The sequence below is a fragment of the Streptomyces sp. VNUA24 genome, assembly GCF_029167005.1.
GTDB classification, from domain to species: domain Bacteria; phylum Actinomycetota; class Actinomycetes; order Streptomycetales; family Streptomycetaceae; genus Streptomyces; species Streptomyces scabiei.
This window is the reverse complement of record NZ_CP119143.1, coordinates 7,709,815-7,724,996: the sequence shown is the minus strand read 5'-3', so window position 1 is coordinate 7,724,996 and position 15,182 is coordinate 7,709,815. Positions and strand designations below refer to the sequence as shown.

13 protein-coding genes are annotated in these 15,182 nt (G+C 73.2%); 8 read left to right on the top strand and 5 right to left on the bottom strand.

The window, feature by feature from the left end:
* Window positions 1–17: 17 nt before the first annotated feature.
* Together PYR72_RS33090 and PYR72_RS33085 are read right to left on the bottom strand one after the other, a co-directional pair.
* Entirely contained in the window at window positions 18–920 is a 903-nt protein-coding gene (locus tag PYR72_RS33090) for a hypothetical protein (RefSeq protein ID WP_275460587.1), read from the bottom strand.
* Window positions 921–1,500: 580 nt separating this feature from the next.
* Window positions 1,501–2,370 (bottom strand): DUF3152 domain-containing protein, encoded by an 870-nt coding sequence (locus PYR72_RS33085; protein WP_275458689.1) that lies wholly within the window; start codon window positions 2,368–2,370, stop codon window positions 1,501–1,503.
* Between the two features lie 380 nt (window positions 2,371–2,750).
* Between PYR72_RS33085 and PYR72_RS33080 the strand changes: the two genes are divergently transcribed.
* Window positions 2,751–3,818, top strand: coding sequence for a MerR family transcriptional regulator (locus PYR72_RS33080; RefSeq protein ID WP_275458688.1), 1,068 nt, complete (start codon window positions 2,751–2,753; stop codon window positions 3,816–3,818).
* Window positions 3,819–3,823: 5 nt separating this feature from the next.
* On the opposite strand, the gene PYR72_RS33075 is transcribed toward PYR72_RS33080, so the two are convergent.
* Window positions 3,824–4,840, bottom strand: coding sequence for a nucleotidyl transferase AbiEii/AbiGii toxin family protein (locus tag PYR72_RS33075; protein WP_275458687.1), 1,017 nt, complete (start codon window positions 4,838–4,840; stop codon window positions 3,824–3,826).
* Window positions 4,837–5,529, bottom strand: a complete 693-nt coding sequence (locus PYR72_RS33070) for a hypothetical protein (protein ID WP_275458686.1) — start codon at window positions 5,527–5,529, stop codon at window positions 4,837–4,839. The genes PYR72_RS33075 and PYR72_RS33070 overlap by 4 nt, the downstream gene beginning before the upstream one ends.
* 246 nt (window positions 5,530–5,775) lie before the next feature.
* On the opposite strand from PYR72_RS33070, the gene PYR72_RS33065 reads away from it, so the two are divergent.
* The 4 genes from PYR72_RS33065 to PYR72_RS33050 all read left to right on the top strand — a co-directional run bounded on the left by PYR72_RS33065 (window position 5,776) and on the right by PYR72_RS33050 (window position 10,730).
* Window positions 5,776–7,260 (top strand): acyl-CoA synthetase, encoded by a 1,485-nt coding sequence (locus tag PYR72_RS33065; RefSeq protein WP_275458685.1) that lies wholly within the window; start codon window positions 5,776–5,778, stop codon window positions 7,258–7,260.
* Window positions 7,253–8,731: a carboxyl transferase domain-containing protein gene (locus PYR72_RS33060; RefSeq protein WP_275458684.1), complete on the top strand. Its 1,479-nt coding sequence runs from the start codon at window positions 7,253–7,255 to the stop codon at window positions 8,729–8,731. The genes PYR72_RS33065 and PYR72_RS33060 overlap by 8 nt, the downstream gene beginning before the upstream one ends.
* 195 nt (window positions 8,732–8,926) lie before the next feature.
* On the top strand, window positions 8,927–9,964 hold the full coding sequence (locus PYR72_RS33055) for a rod shape-determining protein (RefSeq protein WP_275460586.1): 1,038 nt from the start codon (window positions 8,927–8,929) through the stop codon (window positions 9,962–9,964).
* Window positions 9,965–10,238: 274 nt separating this feature from the next.
* Window positions 10,239–10,730: a hypothetical protein gene (locus tag PYR72_RS33050; RefSeq protein WP_275458683.1), complete on the top strand. Its 492-nt coding sequence runs from the start codon at window positions 10,239–10,241 to the stop codon at window positions 10,728–10,730.
* Window positions 10,731–10,758: 28 nt separating this feature from the next.
* Here the strand turns inward: PYR72_RS33050 and PYR72_RS33045 are convergent, their stop codons facing one another.
* Window positions 10,759–11,673 (bottom strand): DUF4231 domain-containing protein, encoded by a 915-nt coding sequence (locus tag PYR72_RS33045; protein WP_275458682.1) that lies wholly within the window; start codon window positions 11,671–11,673, stop codon window positions 10,759–10,761.
* 231 nt (window positions 11,674–11,904) lie between these two features.
* Here PYR72_RS33045 and fxsA point away from each other — a divergent pair, with 231 nt between their 5' ends.
* The 3 genes from fxsA to PYR72_RS33030 all read left to right on the top strand — a co-directional run bounded on the left by fxsA (window position 11,905) and on the right by PYR72_RS33030 (window position 15,101).
* Window positions 11,905–12,084 carry an FxSxx-COOH cyclophane-containing RiPP peptide gene (gene fxsA / locus PYR72_RS33040; RefSeq protein ID WP_275458681.1) on the top strand — a complete coding sequence of 60 codons (180 nt, stop codon included), beginning with the start codon at window positions 11,905–11,907 and terminating at the stop codon, window positions 12,082–12,084.
* Between the two features lie 97 nt (window positions 12,085–12,181).
* Window positions 12,182–14,335: a radical SAM/SPASM protein FxsB, inactivated metallohydrolase extension form gene (gene fxsB / locus PYR72_RS33035; protein ID WP_275458680.1), complete on the top strand. Its 2,154-nt coding sequence runs from the start codon at window positions 12,182–12,184 to the stop codon at window positions 14,333–14,335.
* A complete protein-coding gene (locus PYR72_RS33030; protein WP_275458679.1) occupies window positions 14,328–15,101 on the top strand; it encodes an AAC(3) family N-acetyltransferase in 774 nt (257 codons plus the stop codon). The genes fxsB and PYR72_RS33030 overlap by 8 nt, the downstream gene beginning before the upstream one ends.
* Window positions 15,102–15,182: the final 81 nt, after the last annotated feature.

Sequence of the window (15,182 nt, the reverse complement as noted above, 5' to 3'; positions counted from 1 at the left end):
GGGGCGGGTGCGGCGGTTCAGCCGGTGGTCGCCGCCGCGAGGATCGCCTCGACCACGCGGGGCAGCGACCCGGGGTGCAGCCACAGGAAGAGGTTGGGCTCGACGAGTTCCAGCTCCATCACGCACGGCCGCCCGTCCTCGCCGGTGACGAGGTCGACGCGGGCGTACAGCAGCTCGGGCTTCCCCGGTACGGCTGCCAACGCCCGCTCCGCGACGGCGAGTTCGGCCTCGGTCGGGGTCCAGGGCACCAGGTCGGGGTGGGCGATCTTGTCGGCGTCGTAGGCCGTGCCGGGCGCGAGCACCGCGCCCTTGCGGCTGGCGTGCAGCAGCCGGCCGCCGAAGAACTGCAGGGCACGCTCCCCCTCGGTGTCGATGCTGGTCACGAAGGGCTGCACCATCGCGGTGAGCCCTTCGGCACGCATCCGCTCGACATGCCGTACGGCGGTGTCCCGCTGGTCGGGGGTGTACCGGGCGGCGAACCGGGCGCCCGCCCCGGAGGTGGGCTTGACGACGTACGGGTGGGTCTCCGGAAGCTCCACGGGGTCGCCCGGTGCGAGATAGGCGGTCGGCACGACGGGCACCCCGGCGGCGGCGAGGTCGCCGAGGTAGCGCTTGTCGGTGTTCCAGCGCACGACCCCGGCCGGGTTGGCGAGCCGGGTGGCCCCGCCGGTCTTCTCCGCCCAGGCCACGAACTCGGCCGCGCGCCAGCTGTAGTCCCAGGTGGACCGGATGACGACGAGGTCGTACCCGGCCCAGTCGGCCGCCGGGTCGTCCCAGTGCACGGCCGCCGCGTCGGCCCCCGCCTCCCCCAGCGCCCGCACCAGCACCGGCAGGTCCCGGTCGTGGCTCGTCTCCGGCCCGGGGTCGTAGGTGGCGACGGCGATGCGGGGGGCGGCTGTGCGGGCCACGGACGACTCCATCTCTCGGACGGTCACGACGACCCTCCGGGCGGGTTCCCGGGGGCCTTCGGCGCAGGCTAACAACCACGCGGGCCGAGAAGGCAGGGAGTTTCGACGGATGGACGCCGCCCTGTCTCCTGCCGACGGGCGGAGCGCCCCCTGCCGACGACACGGCGATCTCCGGCTGAGCGCCGACGGTCCCCGCGCACGGGGCCCTGCGGGCGCCGAACCGGCGGGTATGAACCCGCCCACGGCACGGCGGACCGCCACCCGCGAGGACACGTCCCCGCTCGGGACACGACCGCCCCACCCAGCTGGGACAGGCCCCCCGGCAGGGAACCCGAACTCGCGCACGACGCAACGCGATCCAGCAGCGCGAGGACGGCCGCAGCGCCGGACCCTCCCACGGCACGGCGGACCGCCACCCGCGAGGGCACGTCCCCGCTCGGGGCACGACCGCCTCACCCGGCGAGGACGAGCCCCCGGCCGGGGGACCCGAACTCACCCACGGCACAGCGCGCTCCCGCATCGCGCGGGATGGCTGCGGCGCGGGGCCCGCTCGGGGGACGGCAGGCTCATCCCCGGCACACGCAGGCCCCGCTCACGGCACGGCGGGGCCCGTCAGGGCTCGGCCCTTGGTGTCGTACGGCCAGACGTTGGGGACGCAGCCGTTCATGCCCTTGATCTGTTGCATCATCGCCGGGGCGGGCTTGCCCTTGCCGGGGCAGCCGACGTGGCCCTGGCCCAGGAAGTGGCCGACCTCGTGGTTGATGATCAGGGCGCGGTAGGCCGGGACGTCCTCCGCGTAGACCGGGGTCGCGAGTTCCCAGCGTTCCAGGTTGACCATGACGTCGTCGTTCACGTTGCAGTTGAACTCGCCGCCGGTGTCCAGCCCGCCCGCGCCGCACACGTCGTCGACGGTGCCCGGGGTCGCGACCTTGACGACGAAGTCGAAGGCACCGCTCGAAACCCGCTGGAAGGCGTGGTCGCCGCCCGCGGTCCAGCCGCGCGGGTCGGCCAGGACGCCTTCCACCTCGTCGGCGACCTTGTCGAGGGAGAGCGAGAGCCCCTTCTCGACCTCGACCCGGTAGCGCAGGGGCGTGCCCTCGCCCACCTTGCGGCTGCCGCCGGACGCCGTGCGGAACGTCCCCGGCCCGGTGGCCGGGATGGTCACCCGCTTGCCGCCGGGGGACGACGACGCCGACCCGTCCGGCGAGGGGCCGGCGGAGGAAGGGGAGGAGGCGGAGGGGGACGAGGAAGGGTTCTGCCGCGCACCGGCGTCGGAGCCGGAGCTCCGGCCGGGGCCGGGTCGGGAACCGGTGGCGGGCTCGGAACCGGGGCCGGGCGAGCGGCGGGACCGCTCGGAGGGGGACTCGGCGGAGGGGGTGGGCTCCGCCTCCGCGGAAACCTCCCGCGCGCCGCCGTTCATCCAGCTCACCGCCGCGAATCCGGCGACACCGAGGACCGTCACGACCCCGAGGCCACCCCACAGGGACCCTCTCCCCCGTGGCGCGGGGGCCTTACGTCTGCGCCCCGGGCCCCCGCTCCTGCCCCTGGCCTTGCCCCTGCCTCGGCCCTTGTCCTTGCCCCGGCCTTCGGCCGCTCCCTTGGCCGAGCCTTGAGCGGTGACACGCGGCGAGCCGCCGCGGCGCGTACGAGCGCCGGAAGGTGTTCCTTTGTGCGCGGTCATGTTCCTTCAGAGTGTGATCAGTATGTGATCGGATGTGGCCGAGTCGGTCACGAAAAGATAACGGATGATCGGCACGGTTCCGCACACCCCGCTTGACCTTGCCCTTCGGTGAAGCCCCAGCATCGATGGCGGAACGAGGAACCGCCGGGCCGGGAGGAGCCATGGAGATGCTGACGATCGGGGCCTTCGCGAAGGTCTGCCGGCTGTCGCCGAAGGCGCTGCGCCTCTACGACGAGCTGGATCTCCTGCGGCCCGCCCGGGTCGACCCGGACACCGGCTACCGCTACTACGCCACCGAGCAGTTGGAACAGGCCCGCCTGGTGGCCTGGCTGCGCCGGCTCGGCATGCCGCTGGCCCGCATCCGTACGGTGTGCGCGCTGGAGCCGGGCCCGGCGGCCCGGGAGATCCGGGCGTACTGGGCCGGGGTCGAGGCCGAGACGGCGACCCGACGCGACCTGGCGGCCTTCCTCGTCCACCACCTCGCCCACCCGTCCGAGGAGGACACCACGATGCAGACACTCCGTTACGCCGCCGTCTCCGACACCGGCCTGGTCCGCGCCGCCAACCAGGACACCGCCTACGCGGGCTCCCGGGTCCTCGCCGTGGCGGACGGCTTCGGCCCGGCCGGAGCCCCCGCGAGCACGGCCGCCGTGGAGGCACTGAAGGTCCTGGAACGCGACACCCTGCCGGCGGGCAGCGTGCTGAACCTGCTGGAGGACGCGGTGCGGGGCGCGAGTGCCGCCGTGCGCGGCATCGCGGGGAACGGCGACGACGGCACGACCCTGACCGCGATGCTCTGGACCGGCTCCCACCTCGCTCTCGTCCACATCGGCGACTCCCGCGCCTATCTGCTGCGCGACGGCGAGCTGTTCCGGATCACCCACGACCACACGGTCGTCCAGTCGATGATCGACGAGGGCCGGCTGACGTGGGAGGAGGCGGCCGCGCACCCCCAACCGGCGTTGCTGCTCAAGGCGTTGACCAACGGCGAGACCGTCTCCGCTCCCGATCTGCGTCTCCACGACGCCCACCCCGGCGACCGCTGGCTGCTGTGCTCCGACGGCCTGTCCGCGGTCGTCCCCGACGCCGGCATCCGACGCGTCCTGTCCACCGCCCCGGACCCGCGGTCCGCGGCACAGGCACTCGTCGCCGAGGCGAACGGCGCGGGCGGCCCCGACAACGTGAGCTGCGTGGTGGCGGACGTGGTGCGGGAGGGGGCCGGGACGTAGCGGCACTAGGCTCCGGCCCGCAGCGGCATCGCCTCCAGCGCCCGGCCCAGGCGCTCGGCCCACTCCCGCGCCGTACCCCGCACCCACGGGTGGGCGGCGCGGAAGTCCGCCCAGTCCGCGGCGTCCAGGACGAAGGCGTCCAGGACGACGGTGTCCGGGACGAAGGTGTCCGGGCGCGGGGTGCCCACGGCCGCCGTGCCGCCGGCACGGCGGCGGAAGACCTCGCGCAACAGCCGCGGCGAGAGGTCGGTGACGTCGGCCTCCGCGAGGAGCACGGCGTCGTAGAGGTCCTTGGCCCGGGCGCGGCCCTCGGTGGCGCAGTCGGTGTGCAGCCACAGGAGCTTCCAGGCGAGGGACAGGCCGGGGCCGGGCGTACGCACGACGGTGCGGCCGGAGCCGTCGCCCCACGGGATCGCCGTCCACACGGGAAGCTCCGGCAGCCTCTCGTCACGGGCGAAGTCCAGCCTCGCCTCGCCGGGCGGGAGGCCCTCCGCCGTCCAGGGGACGGTCAGACGGGTGCCGGGAGTCTCGTACTCCGTGTAGGTCCAGGTGCCGTCGGGCCGGGCGGCGGACACGTCGAGCACCACCCCCGGCGCGGCCACCGGCCGCTCGCGCACCAGGTCGAGCACCGCCAGATGCGGCGGGCGTTCCTCAGGCTCCACCTCCACCACCCAGTGCAGCCCCTCGGGCGGCACCGCCGGCCGCAGACCCCCGGTGTCGAACTCCTCGAAGGTCCAGATCTCGTACCGTCCGGCACCGCCGGCCGCCTCCGGCCACTGCTGGACGACGTCCAGCCCCTCCACATGGGGATAGGGGTGCGCGGCGTCCACCGGGACCAGCAGCGGCTGCGGAACGATCCAGTCGAGGTCGGCGGGTTCCCGTGCCGCCGCCCCCACCCACGCCGGCATCACCATGCTCCCGCGCAGCACCAGGTCGTCCCCCAGGGGCGAGTCGGCGACGAGGCGGAGCAGATGGTCGAGCACGGCCCGGTGGGCGGCACGCCACGGCCCGGAGCCGGTCATGAGGGCTGCGTCCGCACGCCTGCCGGCAGGTCCGCCCGCCCCGGCGGCCCCTCGTCGATCCACCCGGCGTCGAGGCCCGGGCCGTCGTCGTGCACCACGAACTCCTCCTCCACCTCGACGGCCTTGAACCCGGCCGCCGCGAGCGCGTCGAGGAGGGCGTCCAGACGGCGGCGGGCCTCGGGGCGGCCGACGTCACGGCAGCGCTGGGTGACGAACCGCTCGTGCCCGCGCCCGTCACCACCGCCGCCCGCGCGCCGGGCGTTGCGCGAGACATGGGCCGCGTGCCGCTCGGCGAGGGCACGGACGCACGCCACCTCGGTGTCGTCGGCGAGGGCGAGCTTGACATGGTGTTCGAAGTAGCAGCCGGGCGGCAGCGCACGGGCCTGAGCGACGGTCAGCGGCACGTCCTCGTTCCACGGTGCCGCCTCGATCTTCACCCGGACCACCCCGAACCCCTCGGCGCCCAGCCGCCGGACCCACCCCGACGCGGCCGCGCGCAGCGCCGACAGGGAACCCTCGCCGCGCACCGTCAGCATCGGCTGGTCGGGCACCGCTCCCCGGTCGAGCACGATCCGCGTGTACTTGACCCGGTGGCGCTCCGCCCACCGCCGTACGCGCTCCTCGCCGCCCGGCCCGTCCCCGACGACCACCGTCAGATGGGTCTCGAACTCCCCCGTGAACTCCCGCACCCCGGCCTCGCATCCCCCTGCGCGTCCCCGTGCGCATCGCCCGCCCGCTCCCGGTGGCCGACTGTACCGACCACCACCGACAGCGGCCCCTGCCAGCCGCCCCTGCGCGCCGCTCCTCCTCGCCGCCCCGTCGGTCTGCCGCGTCGGTGGAAGGGCGGTGTGGCTGGTACTGGTGGTTCCCAGGGTTCCGGTAGTCAGATGTGCGGTAGCGGTACCTCGGACGGCGACAACCAAGGAGTACACGACGTGTCATCTCTCTTCCCGGCCCTCACCGGCGAGGCCCGCACCCCCGCACGCCCCGCCCTGCGCTTCGGCGACCGGTCCCTGACGTACGCGGAACTCGCGGCCGTCACCGGCGCCCTGGCCGCCCGGCTCGACGGCGTCGGCCGGGTGGCCGTCTGGGCGACCCCCACCCTGGAGACGGCGGTGGCCGTGGTGGCGGCACTGCGGGCCGGCGTCCCCGCCGTACCGCTGAACCCGAAGTCCGGGGAGAAGGAATTGGGGCACATCCTCGGCGACAGCGCCCCCTCCCTCGTCCTCGCCGCGCCGGGCGACGAACTGCCGCCGCCGCTGCGGGAGTTGAATCGCATCGATGTCGATGCCGACGCCGGCGGTGCCGACGCGCGCGGCGGCGGAGACCGGCCGGCCCCCGCCGAGGAGACGGCCGACGGGGAGTCCGCCGCCCTCGTCGTCTACACCTCCGGCACCACCGGCCCGCCCAAGGGCGCCGTCATCCCCCGCCGCGCCGTCACGACCACCCTGGACGCGCTGGCCGACGCCTGGCAGTGGACCGCCGACGACGTCCTGGTCCACGCCCTCCCCCTCTTCCACGTCCACGGCCTGATCCTGGGCGTCCTCGGCCCCCTCCGGCGCGGCGGCGCGGTCCGTCACCTGGGCAGGTTCGACACGGCCGCGGTGGCCCGGGAGCTGTCGGCCGGGGCGACGATGCTGTTCGGCGTCCCCACGATGTACCACCGCATCGCGGAGGCCCTGCCCGGCGACCCGGAGCTGGCGAAGGCGCTCGGCGGGGCCCGCCTGCTCGTCTCCGGCTCGGCCGCGCTGCCCGTGCACGACCACGAACGGATCGCGGCGGCCACCGGACGACGGGTGATCGAGCGGTACGGCATGACGGAGACCCTGATGAACACCAGTGTCCGCGCCGACGGCGAGGCCCGCCCCGGCACGGTCGGACTTCCGCTTCCGGGGGTGGAGTTGAGGCTGGTCGAGGAGGACGGCACCCCGCTCACGGCGTACGACGGCGAGTCGGTCGGCGAGATCCAGGTGCGCGGCGACAACCTCTTCACCGAGTACCTCAACCGCCCCGACGCGACCGCCGCCGCGTTCGCCCCCGACGGTTGGTTCCGTACCGGCGACATGGCCGTGCGCGACCCGGACGGCTCTGTCCGCATCGTCGGCCGCAAGGCCACCGACCTCATCAAGAGCGGCGGTTACAAGATCGGCGCGGGCGAGATCGAGAACGCCCTCCTCGAACACCCGGGGGTCCGGGAGGCAGCCGTCACCGGTGAACCCGACCCCGATCTCGGCGAACGCGTCGTCGCCTGGATCGTCCCGGCGGACCCCCAGTCCCCGCCCCCGGCAGGCGAGTTGGCGGCCCACGTGGCCACCCACCTGTCGCCCCACAAGCGCCCCCGCAGGGTCAACTACCTCTCCGCCCTGCCCCGCAACGACATGGGCAAGATCATGAAGCGAGCGCTGAAGACGGATGAGTGACCGGCGCGTCCCGGCCCGCGAGGCCATCGCCCTGCTGACGGACGACTTCACCGAACTCCCCACGCCCGAGGGCGACCACGCCCCCGACGGCCCCCTCGCCTGGCAGGGCTACGACGCCTCCCGCGCCCGCGCCGCCGAGCGCACCGGGGAGGAGGAGTCGGTGGTGTGGGGGCGGGCGGCGATCGGCGGTACGGCGGCCGTCGTGATCTCCTTCGAGTTCGGCTTCCTCGGTGGTTCGCTCGGCGAACGCACCGGCGACCGTCTGGAGGCGGCGCACGCGTACGCCCGCGCGCACCGCCTTCCGGTCGTCTCGCTGGTCGCGACGGGCGGCAGCCGTATGCAGGAGGGGATGCGCGCCCTCGTCCAACTGCAGCGCGTGGCACGGGAGTCGGCGCTGACGAGCGCGGCGGGGCTGCCCCGGATCGCGGTGCTCCGCGACCCCACGACGGGTGGCGGCTGGGCCACCCTCGGCGCCGGCGCCGACATCGTCCTCGCCCTCCCCGGCGTTCAGGTGGGCTTCGCCGGCTCCCGGGTCCGGCCGCCGGACGCGGACCCGGCGGCGTACACGGCGGAGGCCCAGCTCGCGGCGGGCTCGATCGACGCGGTGGTCCCCCCGGCCGCCCTGCGCGACACGCTGACCCTCTACCTGAGCCTCCTGACCGCCCCCTCCACAGCCCCGGCACCCCCGCCCCGGGCCCTTCCGCCGGACACTCCCCCGCAGCCTGGAGAGCACGGGGCGCGGCCCCCGCTTCTCGGGGGCGCGGGGAACCGCGCGACCAGCCCCCACGCACCCGCAGCCGCCACCCGACCGAACCCCCCACCCCGATCGGCGCCCCTCCCCACCACCGGCTGGGACGCCGTCCGACGCGCCCGCCACCCCCAACGCCCTCATGCCCCGACCTACTTGGACACCTACTTCACCCGCCGGGCCCCCCTGCGAGGGGACCGCGCCGGCGGCACCGACCCCGGCATGCTCTGCGGTTTCGGGGAGCACGAGGGCCGCACCATCGCCTACGCGGCCCAGTGCGGCACCCCCACCCGCCCGGCGGGCTACCGCACCGCCGCCCGTCTGATCCGCCTCGCGGGCCGTCTCGGCATCCCCGTCCTGACCCTGGTCGACACCCCCGGCGCCGCGAACGACGCCGAAGCGGAACGGCAGGGCGCGGGACCCGCCATCGCGGACCTCTTCACGGCCGTGGCCACGGCCCGCACCCCCGTCACGACCCTCCTGATCGGCGAGGGCGGCTCCGGCGGCGCCCTCGCCCTGGCCGCCCCCGACAACACCTGGGCCACCCCGGACGGCTACTTCTCGGTGATCGCGCCGGAACTCGCGGCGGCGATCCTCAAACGCCCCGCGCACCGGGCCCCCGCCACGGCGGACGAACTCCGGCTGCGCCCCCAGGATCTGGTGGAGCTGGGGGTCGTCCGGGGAATCGTCGAACCGGCACGGCACCTCCGCCCACCCGACTGACGGCCGGAGGGCCGCCGCGCCACACGCCACCCCGGCGTCCCGCGTCGAACCACCCGTCCGGCCGCACCCCCACCCGGCCCACCCCAGCGGGCACCCCGCCCCCGCCCCGCGCACGATGCAAGGGAACCGGGGAACCGCCGACCGGCGGCGGGCCCGAAACGGTCCGTGCTCTCGGGAGGATCCGCAATGACCGCGATGACCGCCAGTCTGGAGCAGCTGCGCCGCTGCCACTTCGGCGTCGACCTGGGAGCCGCGCGGACCCGCGTGTACGTGAAGGGCGCGGGTCTGGTGGTGGACCAGCCGAGCGTGGCCGCCGTGAACATCCGGACGGGCGCGCTGATCGCCGTCGGGGAGTTCGCCGAGAAGATGATGGGCCGTACGCCCGACTACATCCGGGTCGTCCGGCCCGTCTCCGGCGGCACGGTGGTCGACATCGAGATGGCCCAGCGGATGCTGCGTCAGCTGCTGGGCGACCGGGTCCGCCGCACCCTGCGCCGCAAGCCCGTCCTGCGCGCGGCCGCCTGCACCCCGCACGGCGCGGACCCGCTCGCCCAGCGCGCCACGATCGAGACCCTGGTGGGCCTCGGCGCCCGCCGGGTGGAGATGGTCGACACGCTCATCGCGGCGGCCGTCGGCTGCGGACTGCCCGTCGAACAGCCCGAGGCCACCATGATCATGGTCTGCGGCGCCGGCGCCACCGAGCTGGCCGTCCTCTCCCTCGGTTCGGTCGTCAGCGCCGTACGGATTCCCGTCGGCGGCGAGGCCATCGACCACGCGATCGTGCAGCACCTGCGGCTGCGTCACGAGCTGACCCTGCCCAGCCAGTCCGTACGGCCCCTCCAGCTCGCCCTCTCCGGCAACGGCCTCACCCCGCACGGTCCCGCCTCCACCGAGATCCACGGCCTCGACGTGGCGACCGGACTCGCCCGCTCCGTGCAGGTGGACACCGCGGCCGTGCGCGACGCCATCCAGACCCCGCTCACCGCCGTGGTCGACGGCATCGGCAAGGTGCTGCGGGACTGCCCGCCCGACCTGGTGGCCGACCTCGCCGACCGGGGCATCATGATGGTCGGCGGCAGCGCCCTGCTCCCCGGCTTCGACCAGATGCTCCGCCACGCCACCGGGATGCCGGTCCACATCGCCGAACGCCCCGACGTCTGCGCCGCCCTGGGTCTCGGCGCCATGCTGGACGGCCGTATCGCCCCCATCAGCCTGGACCCGGTGGGCGACTGACGCGTTCCGCCGCCCTGCCGCCGCCGTCCCACCGGCGTGCCACCGCCCCGTCCGCCCCGCCCACCCGGCGAACACGTCTGCGAGCATCCCGCCGGTATGCCCGTGAGCGGCAGCACCCGGAGCGCGGGGGGCGGCCGGAACCCCGGCCGTCACTCGGCGGTCGCCCCCGTGAGCCCGTGACGCCCCACCGAACACCCGTTTGTGTCGTTCTCGCCGGAGTCGCCCGCCGCTAGGGTTACTCGGAGGAACGCGGGCCACGGAGGTGAGCGCACGGATGCCAGGCCACGTGACCCGGATCGGTGTCACCGGACACCGTCAGATCCCGGAAGCCGCCCTCCCCGCCGTCCGTTCGGGCATCCGGGCGGAGTTACAGGGCCGCCCCGCCACCACCCGGGCCCTCAGCAGCCTCGCCGCCGGCGCCGACCAGCTCTTCGCGGAGATCGCCCTGGAGAGCGGTCTGCAGCTGACCGCGGTGATCCCCGGCATGGACTACGAGGCCCACCTCGGGGACGACGAGGTCAGGGCCGCCTACCGCCGGCTCCTCAAGTGCTGCGGCGAACGCGTGGAACTGGCGCGCGAACGCACCCACGAGGAGGCGTACTACGCGGCGGGCCGCTACATCGTCGACCACGCCGACCGCCTGATCGCCGTCTGGGACGGCGACCCGCCCCGCGGGCTCGGCGGCACGGCCGACATCGTCGACTACGCCCACCTCATGGGTGTGCCGGTGACGGTGCTGTGGAGCCCGGGCGTACGCCGCGCCTGACACGGCGCCGGCACCCTCCACCGCACGGTCAGGTCCCGAACCGCACCAGCCAGTCCGTGTGCTGGGGCGAGACCACCCGTTCCGCCTCCGCCACCGCGTCGGCCCAGCCGTCCTCCGCGACCGTCGTGCCCATGGCGACGCGCAGGGTGTCCAGGTCCTGTTCGACGAGCTTGTGCGCGTACGTCAGCGGCCGGTGCCGGCGGACCTCCTGCCAGGCCACGCCCGCCGCGGCGGCGGCGCTCAGCAGGCCGGTCGGGTCCCAGCGGCCGTCGATCGCCCCCAGGGCCCGCAACACGGCGGTGACCAGCGCCAGCAGCGTCAGGATCGTCGTCATGCCCGACCACCGCACGGACGAGCGGTGCGCGTCCCCGGCCTTGTTGCCGTACCAGGTGAGCTGTTCCGAGACGCGGTCGCGGAGATAGATGTCGCGGCGGGCGGCGAACGGTTTGGCCCGCACCGCGCGCATCATCGGGGTGATCTGGCCGAGTCCGAGTTCGGTGACGCCCTCGCGGGGGTCGTCCCACCCCACCTTGCGCAGCTCGCTGAGCCGTTCCTCCAGCCGCTCGGCGAACATCGCCTCGGGGTTGACGAGCCGTGAGGGGAACGGCCCGCCGTGCACCATGAACTGCCAGGCCAGCGACTTGACCACCTCGGCCGCCGCCCGGTGCGCCTGCCACTGCACCCGGGCGCGGCGCCGGGAGGCGTAGAACCCGATCCCCATGGTCAGGGCGTAGAGCACGGCCGCCACGGCCGACGGCACCCTGCTGCCGACCCGCTCGGCCAGGGAGGCGGTCGCGGTGGCGAGCAGCAGCACGAGCAGCTGCACACGGACCACCTTGAAGGATTCCCCCTGATGGGTCACCGCCTTCTCGTCGCACACCTGGAACAACGGGGACAGATCTCGATCACTCACCGTGGTGCTGGGGCCGGGCGTCGCAGCCATGCACACCTCGTAAGGATGCCGAAGTCGACGGAATGGTCATGCTCTCGTCAATCCTGAATTACCGCCAGAGCGCCACCCCCTCATATCGCGCAGCGAACACCTGCTGACGCATGATAGAAACGCGCAAGTCTGTACTCTGTCGTCCCCCTCTCACGTCCGAGCCTCGACCAAAAGGACCTCGTCGGCAAGGGACCGATGACAGCGTCCCTTTTTTCGAACTGGAGCGACGAGATGAACCTTTCCTTCACCAAGACGACGCGTGGAACGGACACCACCCGGTCGGCCCACAAGAGGCTCGCCCCGCTCGCGACGGTCGCCGCACACGAGCCCCGCACCCAGCGCTCCACGGGACGCGTGACGGACGCCCGTGACCTGCGCCTCGCCAGGCAGGGATTCAGCTCCAGCATCTGATGGGGCCGACCGGGGCCTCAACCCCCTTTTCGATCAAGGAGGTTGGGCCCCGTCGTCATGTCGGCGACCGGGTGGCGCGAGGGCTTACACTGCCGAAGTGAGGGACCCCGCGATCCAGCAACTGGTGCTCAAGATCCACAGTCGGTGCGACCTGGCGTGCGACCACTGTTATGTGTATGAGGCGTCCGACCAGTCGTGGCGCTCACGACCGACCGTCATCGCCGAGGAGACCCTCGACCAGGTCGCCCGCCGTCTCACCGAGTACGTGCTGGCGAGAGAACTGGATTCCGTCACGATCATTCTGCACGGCGGTGAGCCTCTCCTCGTCGGGCCCACCCGGCTCGAACGAATCTGCGCGGAACTCACTCGCGCTCTCGCCCCGGTCACCACACTCGATCTGCGGATTCACACCAATGCCGTGCGGCTCAACAGAGATCACTTGCGAATCTTCGACGAATTCCAGGTGAAGGTGGGCATCTCTCTCGACGGGGACCGTGTCGCCAACGACCGCCACCGTCTGGACCGCCGGGGCCGCAGCAGTTACGACCGGGTCCTGAGGGCCCTGGACCTGCTCCGGCTCCCCGAGCATCAGCATCTGTACCAGGGGCTCCTGTGCACTGTGGACGTCGCCAACGACCCCGTCGCGGTGCACGACGCGCTGGCCTCTCTCGACCCTCCACGCATCGACTATCTTCTCCCGCACTCCACCTGGGACGCCCCTCCGCCCGGCCATGAGCCCGGCGGGCCGGCCACCCCTTACGCCGACTGGCTGCTGAAGGTCTTCGACCGGTGGGAGGAGCAGGGGCGCCCCATGCCGGTGCGCACCTTCGAGTCGGTGCTCAGCACCCTGCGCGGCGGCCCCAGCCTCACCGAGGCACTGGGCCTCGCTCCCTCCGATCTGGCGGTCATCGAGACCGACGGCACCTTCGAGCAGGCCGACTCGCTGAAGACGGCGTACGCGGGCGCCCCCGCCACCGGCTACGACGTCTTCCGGCACGGGTTCGCCGAGTTCGCCGAGCATCCCGGCGTCCGGGCCCGCCAGCTGGGCCTCGCCGGAGTCAGCGAGACCTGCCGGCGCTGCCCGGTCGTGGAGTCCTGCGGCGGCGGCCTCTACGCCCACCGGTACAGCGGCGAGAAGGGCTTCGACAATCCCTCGGTGTTCTGCGCCGACCTGCGGGCCCTGGTGGAGGGGATCGCCGAGCGGATCACCGAGCGCGCACTGCATCCGGCAGTCACCGATGCCGAGGAACTGCGCCTGGCCCAGCTGGACCTGGACAGGCGGTTGCTCGCCCGGGTGAACGTCGCACTGACGGGACACCCCGACTGGGAAGCGGCCTGGCGGGTACTGGTCGAACTGGACCTCGACGACTCCACGGCCGCACATCTCAACACCGTGCTCACCCACCCGTATCTGCGTGCGGTGCTGCGCCGTTCCCTGGACGGCCCCCCCGACCTCCCCCAACTGATGGGTGCGGTCACTGCGGCCGCAGTACTGGCCAAGACGGAGACCACCCTCGCCTGGCACCAGCCCGCCCGGGACCTCCATCTCCCCACCCTCGGCACCCTGCGGCTCTCCGCGCCCGGACAGGTCGAGTGCTCGGTCACGGCGGACGGTCTCCGGGTGAGCGGTACGGACGAGGAGGGCGGCGAACTCTCGATCGAGTGGCGGGCTTTGCGGACCACCGAACTCACCGACGGGGCGACCCTGATCCTCGACGACGCCCACCCGTACCGGGAATGCTTCGGGGCACCGGTCACGGACCCGTTGTCGCCGAGCGACCTGGCCCTGTTCGGCAAGCGGCTGCGCGCGGCCCACGAGGCACTGGACGCCCAGGAGCCCGGTCGGCGCGAGGTCTCCCATCCGTTTCTCGTCACGACGGTCACCCCTCTCGCCCCGGGCTCCGGACTACGCCTCGGCAGGCACGCCTTCGGCGCACTCGGTGTGGCCGTCGATGTCGAACCCGACGAGTTCGCGCGCGAACTGCCGCTGCTGGCTCGTCGGTCCCGGCTCGCCGCCCTGCGTGAGGTGACGGATCTGAACGTGCCCGGCAGCACCGCCGGACGACTGCTCGACGAGGCGAGCGCGTGGGTAGGACGGGCCTGCGCGGCCCCGCACGACGCCGCGGACGCCCTGGGGCGGGCGCGGGACGCCCTCGCCGAACTCGCCTCCACTGGGGGCAGCCAACTCACCCAGAGCGGAACCTACTTGGTTGACGAACTGCACAAGGAATTGGCGGTGATGCATGGCTGATGTCATTCGACTTCCCGGCATGCTGCACCGGATGGGTGTCCGTCCGGGCGGCGTCCTGATGGTGCACGCTTCGCTGAGTGGCACGGGCTGGAGCCCCACCGCGGTGCGCAATGCCCTTCTCGACACGCTCGGCCCCGACGGCACTCTCGTCGTCCCGGCCTTCACACCCGAGAACTCCGACACCTCCCCCGCGTACCACAGGCGTACCGAGGGAATGACCGAGCGGGAGAGGGCCGAGTTCCGCGCATCGATGCTCCCCTTCGAACCGAACGCCACCCCCTGCCCGACCATGGGTGTACTCGCCGAATGCGTGCGGACCACCCCAGGCGCGTTCCGCAGCGCTCATCCACAGACTTCCTTCGCCGCTGTCGGACGCCGTGCCGAGGAGCTTCTCGCCGGTCACGACCCGTACTGCCACTTGGGTGAACGATCCCCGATGGCCGCGCTGTACACGGCCGACGCCCAGGTACTGCTGCTCAGGGTCGGCTTCGAGGTGTGCACCGCCTTCCACCTCGCCGAGTACCGGATGACCCCGTCGCCCCCGGTCCGGACCTACCGCTGCGTCGTGGAGGACAAGGGCAACTGGATCGAGTACGAGGATCTCTCGCTCCGGGACAGCGACTTCGGGGCGATCGGCGCTCTTCTACCGCACGGTTTGGTCACGGAAAGGGAGTTCGCGGGAAAACCGACGTTTCTGTTCGGGATGCGCGATGCTGTCGACACGGCCCGGCCTCTGATGTCCGGATATCGCGCTGAAATGACGTGAAACGAGCCATGTGCCGTGGGAGTTGATCGGGCACATTGTTGGTTCCAGCCGGAGGGCGCCTAGGCGGGGGAAGCAAGGCAG